Source organism: Novosphingobium lindaniclasticum LE124, from assembly GCF_000445125.1.
Classification (GTDB): domain Bacteria; phylum Pseudomonadota; class Alphaproteobacteria; order Sphingomonadales; family Sphingomonadaceae; genus Novosphingobium; species Novosphingobium lindaniclasticum.
Map to the genome: position 1 here is coordinate 1 of NZ_ATHL01000034.1, position 15,908 is coordinate 15,908.

Annotated in this window: 12 protein-coding genes; 5 read left to right on the forward strand and 7 right to left on the reverse strand. The window is 62.7% G+C overall.

From position 1 onward, the window contains the following. Positions 1 to 59 precede the first annotated feature (59 nt). The 4 genes from L284_RS28690 to L284_RS28705 all read right to left on the reverse strand — a co-directional run bounded on the left by L284_RS28690 (position 60) and on the right by L284_RS28705 (position 3,790). On the reverse strand, positions 60 to 836 hold the full coding sequence (locus L284_RS28690; RefSeq protein ID WP_021232732.1) for an L-fucose dehydrogenase: 777 nt from the start codon (positions 834 to 836) through the stop codon (positions 60 to 62). Beyond that, positions 836 to 2,107, reverse strand: a complete 1,272-nt coding sequence (locus L284_RS28695; RefSeq protein WP_021232733.1) for an L-fuconate dehydratase — start codon at positions 2,105 to 2,107, stop codon at positions 836 to 838. Before L284_RS28695 ends, L284_RS28690 begins: the two co-directional genes overlap by 1 nt. Beyond that, positions 2,104 to 2,847 (reverse strand): SDR family oxidoreductase, encoded by a 744-nt coding sequence (locus L284_RS28700; RefSeq protein ID WP_031341515.1) that lies wholly within the window; start codon positions 2,845 to 2,847, stop codon positions 2,104 to 2,106. The genes L284_RS28695 and L284_RS28700 overlap by 4 nt, the downstream gene beginning before the upstream one ends. 64 nt (positions 2,848 to 2,911) lie before the next feature. Next, positions 2,912 to 3,790: an amidohydrolase family protein gene (locus L284_RS28705; protein WP_021232735.1), complete on the reverse strand. Its 879-nt coding sequence runs from the start codon at positions 3,788 to 3,790 to the stop codon at positions 2,912 to 2,914. A gap of 236 nt (positions 3,791 to 4,026) precedes the next feature. On the opposite strand from L284_RS28705, the gene fucP reads away from it, so the two are divergent. Continuing rightward, positions 4,027 to 5,286, forward strand: a complete 1,260-nt coding sequence (gene fucP, locus L284_RS28710) for an L-fucose:H+ symporter permease (protein WP_021232736.1) — start codon at positions 4,027 to 4,029, stop codon at positions 5,284 to 5,286. Positions 5,287 to 5,476: 190 nt separating this feature from the next. Here the strand turns inward: fucP and L284_RS28715 are convergent, their stop codons facing one another. The 3 genes from L284_RS28715 to L284_RS28725 all read right to left on the reverse strand — a co-directional run bounded on the left by L284_RS28715 (position 5,477) and on the right by L284_RS28725 (position 8,724). Further along, positions 5,477 to 6,298 (reverse strand): glycosyltransferase, encoded by an 822-nt coding sequence (locus tag L284_RS28715; RefSeq protein WP_235054300.1) that lies wholly within the window; start codon positions 6,296 to 6,298, stop codon positions 5,477 to 5,479. A gap of 246 nt (positions 6,299 to 6,544) precedes the next feature. Next, positions 6,545 to 7,054, reverse strand: a complete 510-nt coding sequence (locus tag L284_RS49000; protein ID WP_031341517.1) for an acyltransferase — start codon at positions 7,052 to 7,054, stop codon at positions 6,545 to 6,547. Positions 7,055 to 7,218: 164 nt separating this feature from the next. Then, positions 7,219 to 8,724, reverse strand: coding sequence for a TolC family outer membrane protein (locus L284_RS28725; protein WP_021232739.1), 1,506 nt, complete (start codon positions 8,722 to 8,724; stop codon positions 7,219 to 7,221). Between the two features lie 233 nt (positions 8,725 to 8,957). Here L284_RS28725 and L284_RS28730 point away from each other — a divergent pair, with 233 nt between their 5' ends. The 4 genes from L284_RS28730 to L284_RS28745 all read left to right on the forward strand — a co-directional run bounded on the left by L284_RS28730 (position 8,958) and on the right by L284_RS28745 (position 15,877). Further along, positions 8,958 to 10,790: a type I secretion system permease/ATPase gene (locus L284_RS28730; RefSeq protein WP_021232740.1), complete on the forward strand. Its 1,833-nt coding sequence runs from the start codon at positions 8,958 to 8,960 to the stop codon at positions 10,788 to 10,790. Next, entirely contained in the window at positions 10,787 to 12,145 is a 1,359-nt protein-coding gene (locus tag L284_RS28735; protein WP_235054297.1) for an HlyD family type I secretion periplasmic adaptor subunit, read from the forward strand. The genes L284_RS28730 and L284_RS28735 overlap by 4 nt, the downstream gene beginning before the upstream one ends. A 191-nt stretch (positions 12,146 to 12,336) precedes the next feature. Continuing rightward, entirely contained in the window at positions 12,337 to 13,614 is a 1,278-nt protein-coding gene (locus L284_RS28740) for an outer membrane beta-barrel protein (RefSeq protein WP_021232742.1), read from the forward strand. Then, on the forward strand, positions 13,547 to 15,877 hold the full coding sequence (locus L284_RS28745; RefSeq protein WP_081673888.1) for a GumC family protein: 2,331 nt from the start codon (positions 13,547 to 13,549) through the stop codon (positions 15,875 to 15,877). The genes L284_RS28740 and L284_RS28745 overlap by 68 nt, the downstream gene beginning before the upstream one ends. Positions 15,878 to 15,908 lie beyond the last annotated feature (31 nt).

Consider the following 15,908-nt stretch of genomic DNA (forward strand, 5'->3'; position numbering starts at 1 on the left):
TTGTCGCACACACAACATACAATGAAGCTTACTTTAGTTCCAGATGACTAGAACCGCAATCAGCCGAGCGAACGGTCAAGATGGGTATAGCCGCCGTCGGGGAACACCCATTGTCCTGTGGTATGGCTCGATCTTGCCGAGAGCAGGAACAGCACGGTATCGGCAATCTCGCGATCAGTCGTCATGCGCCGCCCCAGCGGAATGCGGCGCGAGATTTCCGCCAGCTTGGCCTCGGGATCGTCGAAACGGTCGATCCAACGCGCGTAAAGCGGCGTCATGACTTCCGCCGGCACGACCGCATTCACGCGGATGCCGTCCGCCACCAGTGCCGCCGCCCATTCGCGAGTCAGGCCAAGCTGTGCGGCCTTCGAGGCGACATAGCCGCTGGTCCCCCCCTGCCCGGTCACCGCCGTTTTCGAAGAGACGTTCACGATCGCGCCTTTGCTGGCGCGCAAGTGAGGCAGGCAGTGATGGGCCATGCCGTAGTAATGCGCGAGATTGGCCTGGACGGAAGCCATGAACGCCGCCGTCCCCGCTTCCAGGCCCACGCCGTCGTTGGCGCCGGCATTGTTGACCAGGCCGTGAATGCCGCCCCTCGCTTCGGCGATCCGCGTCACGGCGGCGGCGCAGGCCGCGTCGTCGGTGAGATCGACCTGCAGGAAGATCGTTTCGGGCTGGAGCGCGCGGACCCGTTCCTCGAACTCCGGCTTCAGCGAACTGCGTCCGAGGATGGCCGGGATCGCGCCTTCGGCCGCCAAGCCCAGGGACACCGCCCCGCCGATACCGGCACCGCCCCCGGTCACCGCCACGACTTTGCCTTGCAGTTCCAGGTCCATCAGTCCACCCGATAATGCGCGATGGATTGCGGCTTCATCTCGATCGAGAAGCCCGGCCGCTGCGGCGGCATGTAGGCGGCATCGCGGATCACGCAGGGATCGACGAAGTGTTCGTGCAGATGATCGACATATTCGATGACTCGGTCCTCCATCGTGCCTGAGAAGCACAGATAGTCGATCATCGACAAGTGCTGCACATATTCGCAGAGGCCGACGCCGCCGGCATGGGGGCAGACCGGCAAGTCGTATTTGGCGGCCATGAGCAGGACCGCCAGGATTTCGTTGACGCCGCCGATGCGGCAACTGTCGATCTGCACCACGTCGATGGCGCCGCGCATGATGAACTGCTTGAACAGCACCCGGTTCTGGCACATTTCGCCCGACGCCACGCGGATCGGGTGGATCGCCCGGCGAATGGCGCGGTGCGCTTCGACATCGTCCGGGCTGGTCGGTTCCTCGATGAACCACGGTTCCGCAAAGGAGAGCGCCTTGACCCAGTCGATCGCCTCATCCGTTTCCCAGATCTGGTTGGCATCGATCATCAGCCGGCAGTCCGGCCCGACGGCCTCTCGGGCGATGCGCAGCCGGCGGATGTCGTCCTCCAGATCGCGACCGACCTTGAGCTTGACGTGACGAAACCCGGCATCCACCGCATCGCGGGCGAGACGGCGCAGCTTGTCGTCGGAATAGCCCAGCCACCCCGCGGACGTCGTGTAGCAGGGATAGCCTTGCGCCATCAGCCGCTCCCGGCGCCCGGCCTTCCCCTCGGCACGCGCGGTCAACAATTCGCGCGCTTCTTCCGGCGTGATGCAGTCGGTGATGTAGCGGAAATCGATGCAGCGCACGATCTCTTCGGGGCTCATCTCGCCCACGAGCTGCCACACCGGTTTGCCCTCGGCCTTCGCCCAGAGATCCCACACGGCGTTCACCACCGCGCCGGTGGCCAGGTGCATCGCGCCTTTGTCGGGACCGATCCAGCGCAGCTGGCTGTCGCCGGTCACATGGCGCCAGAAGCCGGCGGGATCCTCTCGCACCCCGTCGAGATCGAGGCCGACGACGAGCGGCTGCAGGGCCTCGATCGCCGCGACGCAGATCTCGTTGCCGCGGCCGATCGTGAAAGTGAGGCCATGGCCTTCCAAGCCGTCGTCAGTTTCGAGGACGACATAAGCGGCGGAATAGTCGGGATCGGGATTCATGGCATCCGACCCGTCCAGCGCATGGCTGGTCGGGAAACGGACGTCCGCCGTGCGCAAGCCGATGATGCGGGTCATTCTACCGTCCATCCCCCGTCGATCACGGCCGTCGTACCGGTCGTGAAGGCGCTTTCGTCCGATGCCAGGTGGAGCGCAAGCGCGGCGATCTCCTCCGGGCGCCCAAGGCGGCCGATCGGCTGCCTGCGCGCGAAAGCGGCCCGGGTGTCCGCAAAGCTTGCGCCGTCGGCCTGGGCCTGCGCCTGCATGCGTGCGCGCAGCGAAGGGCTCTCGACCGTGCCGGGGCAGATCGCGTTGCAGCGTACTCCCTCCGCCACGAAATCGGCGGCGACCGACTTGGTAAGGCCGATCACCGCCGCCTTGCTCGCCCCATATGCGAAACGATTGCGGACGCCGATGATCGAAGAGGCCACGGAGGATATGTTCACGATCGAACCCGAGCGCCGCGCCGTCATCCCCGGCAGATAAGCCTTGACCATGCGGAACATCGCCGTGGCATTGAGATCGAGCGAGGCCGCCCACTGTGTCTCGGTGCATTCGAGCACGGTACCGGAGAAGACGATCCCGGCGCAGTTCACCAGGACGTCGCAGTCCCCCGTGCTCTCCGCCAGCGCCGGGATCGCCGCAGGATCGGTGAGGTCCGCCAGATGGCAGATCGCCTCCACCAGGGTGGCAAGGCCATCGGGGTCGCGGTCCACTGCGTGAACTTCGGCACCTTCGGCCACGAAGCGCTCCGCGATGGCCCGGCCGATCCCCGCCGCGGCGGCCGTGACCACAGCCTTCTTTCCGGCAAGTCTCATGATGGTTCCTTTGTGCGGCACGCTTGGCTGGGGCAGACGCAGAGCATCGGGACGAACGCGCTGATCATGGGACGGCCTCTCCCTGGTCCTGCAGGGCAAGGCGCCGGTAGGCGCGCCGGGCGTTGCCGCCCCAGATCGCCGCCTGCTCCTCGGCCGAGAGTTGCGCGACCGCCTGTTCGACCAGCGCATGCACACGGGCATAAGGGGCGGCGAGTTGGCACACCGGCCAATCTGAACCGAAGATCAGCCGGTCGGCACCGAAACGGTCGAGAAGATGGTCCATGTACCGCAGCACATCCCGTTCCGACCAATCCGCATGGCACGCTTCGGTAACCAGGCCGGAGAGCTTGCAGAACACCGGATAGTCCCGCGCGACGGCGGCGATGCGGCCCGCCCACGGCTCCCATTCCGCTTCGGCAATGGCGGGCTTGGCGCCATGGTCGATGACGATCGCCCCTTCGCCCACCGTAAGGACCGCATCGAGGAAGGCGGGAAGGTGTTCCAGCTGCGGCGCGCGGATCAGCAGGTCGTACGTCAGGCCTGCCGCCAGTACCGCGCCTATGCCGCGCTGGAAATCGGCGCGCAGCAGGTAGAGCGGGTCCGGCTCCGCCTGCACGAAATGGCGAAAACCCAGGAGCTTCGGCGCCGCCGCCAAGGCCGCGATGCGATTCGCCGCGCGATCCGCCGTGAGATCCGTCCAGCCGATCACACCGGCGATCCAGGGGTGGGTCTGGGCAAGCTCGAGCAGCCAGAGCGTTTCCTCCTCGCTCTCACGAGCCTGCACGGCGATCGAGCCTGCCAAGCCCGCAGCGCGCAACGCCTTTTCGAGGTCTTGCGGGCCGTAGTCCCGCGCCAGCACCGAAGCGGGGTCGATCCAGGCATGGTCTTCCGGCGCGTATCGCCAGAAATGCTGATGCGCATCGATGCGTCCGTCGATCCCCACAATACCGCTCCCACCAGCCGCTATCGCATTTGACAGCGTATTCTATATGTGAAAACTAACGTCAGATTTGAAAAGAACAAGCCTGAAAAAGGCCGGGCCGTGTAGCGAGGCAGCGCCCGCTGAAAGACGTTGTTGGAGGCCGAAGTCCGCGACACAATGGGCAAAAGCCCGACACGGCAAACGGAGAGGAACGCTGGATGGGAATGACTATGCCTGCACCAGGAATTCCCGCGGACATGGCGGAGGAGCCGCAGGGAGGGCGCTTCGTCACGCCGGGATTCATGGCCGGTTTCGCGCTGGTCACGGCGGTGTTCTTCGCCTGGGCTCTCGCGAACAACCTCAACGACATCCTCATCCGGCAATTTCAGAAAGCCCTGGCACTCTCCCGCACCGAAGCCGGGTTCATCCAGTTCGTTTTCTATCTGGCCTATTTCCTATGGGCCGTTCCCGCAGGACTCCTGCTGCGACGCTTCGGCTACCGCGCGGGCCTGCTCCTGGGGCTGGGGCTCTATGCCGCCGGAGCGCTGCTGTTCTATCCGGCTGCCGAACTGCACCGTTACGGCGCTTTCCTGCTGGCGCTGTTCGTACTGGCTTCCGGCGCCGCATTCCTGGAAACCGCCGCCAATCCCTTCATCGCCCGCTTCGGCTCTCCCGAGCGCGCTTCGCAGCGGCTGACGCTGGCGCAGGCCTTCAACGGCCTCGGCGCGGTGATGGCGCCGCTGGTGGGAGGAATCTTCATCTTCTCGGGCGTCGAGCACAGCCCCGACCAGATCGCCGCGATGTCCGAGGCTCAGCTCCAGCTCTACCGCGCGTCGGAGGCCGCGATGGTCCAGGGACCGTACCTGGTCCTGGCCCTGCTCGTCATTCTCCTGGGCCTGGCCCTGGCCAAAGTGCGCCTGCCCACCGTCGCGCAGGACACCGGCCTCACGGAAGGCGGAGGGCATCTCCGGGCAGTGGTGCGCAACGGCCAGCTAAGGGCCGCGGTGGTCGCGCAATTCTTCTACGTCGGGGCGCAAGTGGGGATCTGGAGCTACTTCGTCGATTTCGTCAAGCATCTCATGCCCGACACCCCGGAGAAAACGGCCGCGTTCTACCTCTCCGGCAGCCTGCTGCTGTTCATGGTCGGCCGCTTCGTCGGCGCCGGGCTGATGCACCGGATACGGCCGACACGGCTCCTGGGGGTGTTCGCGCTCTGCAATGCGGGGCTGATGGTCCTGGCCATGACATTGGGGGGCGGCGCGGCGGTGGCCGCTCTGGGACTGGCCAGCTTCTTCATGTCCATCATGTTCCCGACGATATTCGCCCTGGGCATCCGCGACCTGGACGAAGGCACTGCATTGGGATCCTCGCTGATCATTATGGCGATCATAGGCGGAGCGGTCTTCCCCCCGCTCATGGGCCTGGTCAGCGAGCGATCCGACCTGCAGATCGCGCTGGTCCTACCCCTGCTCTGCTTCGCCGCCGTCGCCATTTTCGCAAAGGCAGCGCGGGATTGAAGGCTGTTGAACACTACGACGCTATGTGGCTTTCCTGCGGTCGCCGCCTTGTCGATCCGAAGCGACAAGGCGTGCGGACCAGCCAAACACGAGGATCGTTGAATGTCGACGGCTTTGCAGTCACTGCCTCGGACCCGATTTCCTCACCCGGATAGATCTTGGCTGAACCCTATTCGGCGCACTCCACGACTTACAGAGCTTCGATCCGTTCCGGCAGTACCCGTCCAAGCAAGATGTCGCGAGCGGCAATCCAGTTGCCTTTCGTGCGTCCAGCTCGATCGATCCAAGGCTCAGGCCTGAGCGCCCGGGCATGATTTGCCAGGACATTGCGAACGATCAGTCGCGCTGCGAAGCCGATCGACATAGTGCCCTTGCGAACAAGATAGATCGGGTTGACCACCTGGGAATAGCCTAGCCGCACTCCGGAGGTACGGCCATACTTGACCCCTTGGTGAACCCCGGAAAAGGCGAAAGTCTTGACGATCCTTCCTCGGGCCGACAGCGAAGACGCGAAGTCTATATCTTCCTGCCATCCATAAAGACGCAGCCGCTCGTCGAACCGGCATTCTCCGATAGCGGAAGCACGATAGGCCATGTTGCAGCCGTAGAGCCCTTCAAGGCTGGTAACGATGCAGTTCGGGCTGAAATCCTTCTTTTCGTGCTTTGCGAGTAGGTCTCGAGCTACATCAAGGGGAATGCCCGGTCCTTTTATGCCATCGCGAATGACATTGCCCGTGGCTCCGACCACATCCGGGTGAGCGGCGAAGAACCGTTTGATACGGTCGATGCTGTCCTTGGACGGAACGAAATCGTCATCGTAAAAGACGATGAGATCGTAGCGATCGCCAAGGTGATCCAGGCCGCGATTGCGTTGCGCACAGAGGCCCTTGTCGCCGCGCAGCACCTGGACATCGGGTTGGTCCTGGTAGCCTGCCGGAATGTCGGCATCGCTGACGACGGAAAAGACCAGCAGATCGGGGCGGCAGGTCTGCTCCTGCATGAGATGGTGCATCTGCGCCACGAGTTGCGGCCGACCGAGGCTGGCCACGACCACGGCGACACGGAAATGGCTGCCGTCAGGGATAGCGTTCATAAAAAAGCCTTTGGTCGCCGGTCAATCGCTCGTTCTGGAAACCTGCAAAAATGCGCGAAGCCATTGATCGGGTCATTGACCGGGAAGGGCTGCAATCCCGCTGACCCGAGCATAGTCGTGCGCGCAAGGGGCGCTTCATCCGCGACCCTGCAACTCCAGCGCCGTTCATGGAACACGCTCTGAAATGTCGCGCAAGAACCGAGCCGGAACGCCGCCCACCAAAGTTTTTGGCGGCACGTCCTGTGTCACTATGGCGCCGGCAGCGACCACGGCGCCGCGGCCGATGGTAACTCCCGGTAGAATGATCGCGCCTGCACCGATCCAGACATGGTCCTGCAGGACGACCGGTGCCGTCACCGTTGCACGGCTGCGACCGTGTTCGAATGTGAGTTCATGCGAACTCGTCTCGAAAGCGACCCCGGGTGCGATCTGCGCGAAGCGGCCGATGGTGATCCCCCCTTCCCCGCCAAACCGGACGTTGGCATTCAGGAACGATCGCGACCCGATGGCGATACGTCCTCCGGAACCGGGCGGGGTTATAGTGACGGGCCCCATGACTATGACTTTGGAAGACAGCCTCAGCCCGGCCCACCGCAGCGCCTCATGGCGCGCCCGCGTACCGATCCGCCCTTTCGGCAGATGGTTCGCAATCCACAGGAACAGTGCTTCCCTCATCATAGACGACCTTGCGGTGGAGTTGGATCGCCGCGGAGCGCGGATCGGACGGCTCCACCCTGTCGATTCAGCCGTCCAGCAGCAAGACGTCGATGGATCCGGATTCGCGCCTTCTCGGCATGAACTGGTCCACATTGGAGGACAAGCTGGTGCATTCCACCTGTTCACTGCGCCGATTCAGTTAAGGGACCATTCGATACCGGCTGGAGAGGCACCTCCTTACCCTTCAGCCCCTCGAATTCAAGGGCGTACTCGAGTTGCACCCTGGCTTTGGGCACCGAGGCGGTCTGGGCAAGGCGGTCCAAGGGCTCAAGCAGGGGCCGTAACGGCAAGCCCGCGGCCTTGCTCTGCCCGCGCGGCCGCATGTTGGGATCGTCAGCACGGTCACGTGAAAACATGTCGATCCGCAGAATACCCGCGTCTCGCAAAACGGCGACGTGCAGAGCATAGGCATCCGATCGGGCCTGAACGGCGGCCGTCCGCGCCGAGAGCAGATCGTTGGTGACGTCCAGAACGTCGCGCAGCGTTCGAATTCCCGCAGTCTCCTGACGCTCGACACCGTCCAGCGCACGCTCGGCCGCGGCGACCGCCGCGTCGAACCGGGGCAAGGATCCTCCGATCGCTTCAAGCCTCGACCAATCTGCCGCCAGGCGTTCGCGCATCTCGCGCCGGGCCTGCTCCACGAACTGCTGATCCGCAAGGTTGCGGTCCTTCGCCGCGCGCAAGGCCGAAGACATTTGCCCCCCCGTGTAAAGCGGCATGTTCATTCTCACTCCGACCGACACCGATTCCTGCCGGTACCTGTTCTGGTAGGGCGTTATCGGTGCCCGCAGGGCCGAAGCATAACCGCTCACCTGCGGCATCATCTCCGCCCGCGCGGTAGCGACAGCCGCGCGTGACCCGGTCTCGGCGAACCTGGAAGCCGCGAGCGTGGGATTGTACGTTTCCGCTTGCGCGTAGAGCGTCTCCAACACCGGCAGATGCGGCAGCGCCGGCAAAGGCGAGAGACTATCGGGATAGCGTCCGACGAGGTTGCGATACCGCGCCGCGCTTACCAGGACGTCGGCCCGTGATGAAATCACACGGCCCGCCGCCAATTCAAGGCGGTTCAAAGTCTGGTCCACATCAGGCGCAGTCGAATCGCGCAGGCGATAGCGTGAAAGGGTCTGATCCCGTTGCCTTAGCAACAATTGATAGATCTCTGAAGCCACGGCATAAAGTTCGATATCCCTTTGCAGGAAGACATAGGCCGTCACCACGTCGGAAATCATCTGCTGGTTCGCCTCTTCCAGCTTCGCGCGAACGGCCAGGCTGTTTGCCGTTGCGGCATCGACAGCCGCGGAAAGCCGGCCAGAGGTAAAGAGAGGCTGCGAAAGCGCCAATTCCGCCGTTGTGCCAAAGCCTTCGTCCTGTGAGGATGTGAGGCCGCCGCGGATCCGGGCGTCTGTATATTCGTGCTGAGCGGAAAGGCTCAAGGTGGGGCCATAGGCGCCTCGGGTCTGGACCACGCCTTCGTCCGCGGCGCGGCTCAAGTCGCGCGCGCCTTCCAGCGAGGGATTGTTCCGATAGGCAGCGGTCAGCGCGTCCTCCAGCGTCTCGGCATGTCCCGCGGAACTGACGAGAACGAAGGTCAGCAGGCATCCGCCTCTAATTCGGCGCCATTGCGACAAGTATTTCCCCTTAGATTGCTGTCACGACTGGAATTCACCGCCAGGCTGAACGCGCCAAAACTGATCTAATCGCGCTAGAGGTCTATCTGCGCAGGTGGTCTAATGCAGCGGGAGATTGTTCCAGACAGGACGTATTCGGGGGAACCGCGAAACTGCCCCGAGCAAGTCTGACGGGAACGAATCCTCCATGCTTAGCCAAAAGCAGAAACGTCCTGCGATCTACCGAGGGAGCCATGACCATCTTCGCCCTTCGCCTGTCTTCCGAACTCAAGGCGGCCATTTCGCCGCTAAGGCGAGCGCTGGCGCCCGTCCTTGTCATCAGCAGCGTCTATAACCTTCTGCTGCTGTCGGGCTCGTTCTTCATGCTGCTCGTCTACGACGACGTTCTGCCCAGCCGAAGCGTGCCTTCGCTCGTCAGCCTGCTGGTTCTCGTGATCGTCGCCTACGGGTTCCAAGCTCTGCTGGACGTGACCCGCGGGCGCATCATGGTCCATCTTGGATCCTTCTTCATGAAATCCGTGAGCGAGCGCGTCCTCGACGTGATCTCGCGCTATGAACTGGCGCGCGGCCCGATGCCCCAGGGTACGCAGATCGTTCGCGACGCGGAGACGGTACGCAGCTACCTTTCAGGGCCCGGTCCGCTGGCGATCCTCGATCTGCCATGGATCGTCGTCTATCTTCTGGTGCTGAGCATTTTCCATTGGAGCATCGGCCTTCTGTCGCTGCTCGGCGTTGCCGTCCTCGTGATTCTCATGCTCGTCAACAACCGGGTCACGGCCCCCTTGGCGCAGGCTACGATGCGCACCTCCGCCAGCCGTTATGCCCTCGCCGAAACGACCCGGCGCAATGCCGAAACGCTCAAGGCCCTGGGGATGGACAGCGCAAGGCGACGCCAGTGGGACAGACTCGAAAGCGAATATCTTCAGGCCAACGAACGGTTCTCGTACATCTCCAGCACCCTGAGCGGGGTCACGAAATCGTTTCGCATGTTGCTGCAATCGGCGACGCTTGCGCTGGGCGCCTTTCTCGTCATCGAAGGCAGCGCCACGGGGGGGGTGATCATTGCAGGGTCGATCCTCTCGGCCCGCGCGCTTGCACCGGTCGAGCAGGTCATCTCCAACTGGAAAGCCATGATCGCCGCACGGCTCGCCCTGTCCCGCATGAAGGACTTGCTCGATGCTCTCCCCCGGAGGATCGCCCCCATGGGCCTGGAGCCGCCTTGCCGCAGCTTGGAGGTGCGCGCAGTTGCTGCCGCGCCGCCGGGCACGCAGCGGGTCACTCTGGCGGATGTGACGTTCGCCCTGGCGAGCGGAGACGCTTTGGCCGTCGTTGGGCGTAGCGGATCCGGCAAAACCGCGCTGGCGCGGGTGCTTTGCGGCGTGTGGCCCGTGCTTCGCGGATCGGTGCGGCTCGACGGGGCGACGCTGGACCAGTGGCCTGCCGATCAGATCGCGGATATCGTCGGATATGTGCCCCAGTCGATCGAGCTTCTGGAAGGCACGATTGCCCAGAACATCGCCCGCTTTCGCGAACCACCAGACAGGGACGCGATCATCCGTGCGGCGCAAGCAGCCGACTGCCACGAGTTGATCGTCAGGCTGGCGGGCGGCTACGACTATCTCATCGGTGCTCAGGGCGCAGGACTTTCCGCCGGTCAGCAGCAGCGGATCGCCTTGGCCCGCGCGCTGCACGGCAACCCTTTCCTCGTCATCCTCGACGAACCGAACAGCAACCTCGACCATGAAGGCGAGGCGGCGTTAGGCAAGGCGATCATGGCGGTTCGAGAGCGTGGCGGGATCGTCGTCGTCATCGCTCATCGCCCGAACGTGATCGCCAACGTCAGCCATATCATGGTCATGAACAGCGGCCGTATCGAACGTTTCGAGACGCGCGCGCAATTCGAAGATCGTGTGCGCCCGCTTCGCCCGGCCGAGCAGCGCAAGGAGGCGGCCACAAGGGACACCGGTGCGCAGGGTCCGGAAGCTCTTCAAACAGGCAAAGACGAAGCAAGGCCGGGCAAAGCCCTGCCCGAAAGCGCAGATGCCGGTGCGGGATACAAAGATTGAACCACGCAATGCACTTGTCCCGCCCTGCCATACAGGCTGCCGCAATCCCGCAACCCTTATTTCCCGACCGGGACGCCGGACTGTCGCGCCTGTTCAAGTTGGGGCTTTCTTCTGTTGCCATATTGGTCGTGGGAACCGGTTGCCTGATCGGCTTCCTGCCGATGGCAGGGGCCGTCATCTCTCCCGGAGAAGTCACGGTCGAGAGCCATATCAAAGAGATATCGCACCCATTCGGCGGCGTGGCCGCTGCAATACTGGTCAGGGACGGCGATACCGTTCGCCGAGGACAGCCACTCATCCGGCTTGACGGCCGCGTTTCCGGCGCGGTGGATCAGTATACGGGCTTGGGCCTGAGCCAACTCCTTGCCAAGGCGGCAAGACTGCGCGCCGTTCAGGCCGGGGCGACGGCGGTCGATTTCCCAGCGGAACTGCAAGCTCGCCAGCAAAGCGATCGCTCGGTCGGCATCATCATGGCAGATGAACGCCGCAGCTTCAGGCTGGCCAGCGAAGCAAGAGCGCTTCAGGTCCGGCAACTTCGTGCGCGCATTGCCCAATCGGAAGCGGAAATCGCCTCGTTCAACGGCCAGGAGAGCGCCTATAAACGGCAGTCGTCTCTCGTTCGCCAGGAACTGCAACAGACCCGCGAGCTCTATAACAGCAGGCTGACCACGCTCGACCGTCTCAATGCCCTCGAGCGGGCAGCGGTCGGCGTGGAGGCACAAAGATCGACGGCAGGATCGAGCGTCGCCGGCGCTCTGGCGCGCATCGCCGAACTTCGTTCGCAGATCGCTTCCGTGGAAAGCAATGCCAGAAATGAAGCCGCCCTGGAATTGGCCCAGGTCGAAAGTGCCGTTTCGGAGCTGCGCAAGGAAAGCGCTGTGGCAAGCGACCAGAACGATCGCACCGTCATCCGGTCTCCGCAGGACGGGATAGTCGACAAGCTTCTGACAAGAACCTTAGGCAGCGCAGTGCGCGCGAACGAGACGCTGATGGAGATCGTCCCATTGCGCGATCGTCTGGTCGTTCGCGCGCATGTCCGTGTGACGGACATCGACAAAGTCTCTCAAGGTCAAACCGCGCATCTGCGCTTCACCGCTCTCAATGCCCGCACAACGCCCGAACTTGCCGGCACCGTCCTGCAAGTCGCGGCCGATCGTACCGTCGATAAAGCCACGAACGAGGCCTACTATCCGGTGACAATCGCCATTTCGGATGCAGAATTGTCAAAGCTGGAAAACGCCCGGCTTTCCGTGGGAATGCCGGTAGAAGTGTTCATCCAGACAGAGCAGCGAACGATCCTGCAATATATAGTTCGTCCCCTTTCGGATCAAATCAGACGCGCACTTCGCGAGTAATCCGATATGAAGGGACCAACGAATTTCAGTAGAGCTCCGATATGTAGATCTTCTTGAACAATTACCTATCGGTGCTGTCTCGACCAAGCCAGGATCATCGTCGACCGGCACCCACTCCTCCTGAAACGCGACCTTTAAAAAGCGGCTTGTCCGGCTTTCCTTTACGCCCGCATGATTGAGAGGCCGTGTTGATGCGCTACATGATTGGAGGGCTGATGACGTGCGGCATGGTCATGGGGTCAAGCAGTTCGCTCGCGCAAGCCGTAGGGTCCGGCACATCGATCATCATCTCGCCGCAGCTGGAACGCAGCGATGTGGCCGGCGCGCGTATCGAACCGGACTTTCGATCCCAACCTGTCCGTATCGGCATCCTGGCCGTGCAGCCCGCTCTGTCGGTGCTCGGCGGATATTCCACCAACGTCTTCAACCGGCCCGAGGCCAGATCCGATGCGATGCTTTTCGTCATGCCCGCGCTGCAAATGACAGCGGATTTCTCGCCCCATCGGCTCGACCTCGGCGCCCGTGGCACACTGCGCCGTTTTGCAACCTTCAAGTCCGAAGACAGCAAGGAGTTCGACATGACTGCGGACGGTGATGTGGAATTATCGACCATCGGCCGGCTGACCGCAACGGCCGGTTTCGCAAACCTCATCGAACCGCGCAGCAGCGTCGGCACCGTCGCCGATGCCGCGGAACCGGTCAGCTACCAAAGGCTCAACGGCACCTTTGGCGTGGAGATGGACCTCGGCCGCGTGCGCATCGCTCCGTCCGTCAACTACCAAGAGCTTCATTACGCGCCATTATCCCTGGCGAGCGGTTCGCAAGTCGGCCAGTCCTTCAGGAACACGCAAGCCACTCGCGCCAATGTGCGGATCAGCTACGACTTCTCCGGCATGGTCGCCGGTTTCGCCTCCGGCTCTCTTTCCAACATCCATTCGACCTCCGCGCCCCGCAGTATCCGCCGCGACGCGCGCGGCGCGGCCGTCATGGTGGGTTTCAAGGGATCTTTGACGCCTCTGCTCACTGGCGAGATCGGAGTCGGCTACCAGTCGCTCAGCTACGAACTGCCGATCTACCGCGACTTTTCCGGGGGGACTTTCGCAGCGGATCTGCAATGGTTCGTCACCCCGTTGATGACGCTGCGTCTCCAGGCCAACCGCTCGTTTCAGAACAGCGGCTTTCGGGAGGTCGCGGGCATCCTGACCGATCGGGCAACGCTTACGGGTTACTACGACCCTCTTCGAAATTTGCGCCTGAGCCTCTCGGCTTTTTACGAAAACGGACGATATCGAGAGGTGGACACGAGAACGCGCCGACAGAGCGTCAAGCTGAACGCAGAATATCGGATGTCCCCGCTGCTCTCCATCGGCGGATACCTCGAGTTCATCCACCAGAACGTCGATGGAACGCCGCTTGTCGGCGCCTTCACTTCCGCAAGTGCGGGCATCGGCATCTCCGTCACCCCATGACCTATTATCGCAGCAAGGAGTGCATCGCTTGAACCTACCCGCGATCTATGAAGAGGCCGGTGCGGTTCCGCAGGTCATCGGGGGAAGCGCCGAAGCCTATCGGTACTCCGAGGACCAAATAACCCTGCGCTATCTCTTCGCCATGATGCGGCGAAGGAGAGAGGCCTTCTTCCTCACTTTGGCAATATGTGTCCTGGTGGCGCTGCTTTGGACTACGGCCTTGCCGCGCATATACTCGTCGACTGCGGACGTCGTGATGATCACGGCGCCGACGCAGGTCGTGCCGCTCGAAGAAGACGGCGGCGTTCCGGCCCCGGTTCGATCGGAAGATGTCGAAACTCAGATCCAGTTGATCACCTCACGGCAGATGGCGGCGCAGGTTCTCGACGCTACGGGTTTGACCGCCGACCGTGCATTCGTCGCGGATGTGGCTGCGCCGCGATCCGCCATGGACAATCTGCTGGCATCCATGGCGATCGGGCGAGGCGATCGGGCCCAGCGCGTACGCGTCGATCCTGCGGCTTTGCGCGAGAAATCGATCAGCTATCTGCTGAAACGGTTGAGCGTTGCTCGCATCGGCGAGTCGTACAACCTGCGCATCTCCTATACGGATGAGGATGCCCTGAGGACCGCGAAAGTCGCGAACGCCTTCGCCCGGCTCTATACGACGGACGACGCGCGCGAGCTTGGCAGAAACAATGCCACCGCAGCGCGGGTTCTGAAAAGCCGGGTCGACGAACTGCGCAAATCTGCGAATGACGCCTTCGCGGCAGTGCAAAGCTATCGCATCCGCACCGGCCTGCTCAGTTCGGCGGCTACCAGCTTGAGCGAGCAGGAAATATCCACCTACAATCAACAGATCGCGCAGGCCCGCGCGGAATCGGCGCGAGACGGAGCGGCACTTTCCAGGGCGCGCCGACAGTTGCACTCCGGCGGCGCCAACGGCGTAGGGCAGGGCGTAACATCCTCGGTCGTGACCTCGCTTCGTAGCGAACGGGCGCAGTTGGTCCTAAAGGAGCGCGATCTTTCTCAGCGCTACTTCGACAACAATCCCGACCTGATCACCGTTCGCCAGCAGATCGCCGACATAGACCGTCAGATCGCCGCCGAAGTCACGCGATCGATCAAGGCGCTGGAAAGCACGGCGGACACATCGGCGCAGCGCCTTTCTTCACTGCTTGCCAGCCGCAGCGGCACCCGCTCGCAACTAAGCTCGGACAACACGGCATTGGTGACACTGGCCGATCTGGAAAAACAGGCCGAGGCTACGCAGGCTCTCTATCAATCCTATCTCCAACGTTACAATTCCGTGGTCGCCGGCACCGGATCCGAGCAACCGACGGCGCGCCTGGTTTCTGCCGCCAATGTACCGATACTCCCGATTTCTCCGAAGCTTCCGATCAATCTCGCTCTGGGTTTCGTGGTCGGAGTGCTTCTGGGCGCTATGATCGCGGTCTTGTCCGAATTGTCGTACCATGGCTTTACCACGCTCGACGATATCGAGAGCCGGCTGGGCTTCCGCGCCTTGGGTTTCATCCCCTCCCACCGCTCGGTAGAGCCGCACTCGGCAACGCCGCTGGATACCGTTCGCGACCACTCCAACGGTGCATTCTCGGAAGCCTTGCGCAATGTCATCGTTTCCATTCGCCAGTCGGGCGCGCGATCGAGCAAAGTCATCGCCATAACTTCGGCCTTGCCGGGGGAAGGGAAATCGACGATCGCGGCCTGCCTCGCCCGGTCGCTGGCCCTTGCGAACGAGCGCGTGATCGTGATCGACTGCGACGTGATCCGGGCACAATTGAGCGATCGGTTCGGCCTGATCGACGGCGGGCCCGGCCTTTACGAGGCGCTTCACTCGGAAAGCAGAGACATTGCTCATTATCCGGATGAGCAATCGTCCTTGCGCATACTCCCTATCACCCGGCCCTTTCCAAAAGGTGAGCGACTGACAGAACAAGGCCGATTACACCGCGTAATCGCCCGCCTGCGCGAGGAGTTCGATGTGGTGGTGCTTGACTGCCCGCCCATCCTGCCGATCGCGGAATCGCGTGAGATCGTGTCGCGGACCGACAGTGTCGTCCTAGTCGTGCATTGGCGCAAGACGATGGACCGCGTGGTCAAGGCGGCTATCCGGCAATTGCCTCCCCGAGCTTTGAAAGGGCTGGGGATCGTGCTCAACAAAGTGGACATGAAAAAGCAGGTTCGCTTCGGCGGGAGCGATATATCCAGCTTTTACAAGAATTATCGCGGGTACTATTCATGACGCGCGTCGCTCCGCACTTTCGGCGCGTAGC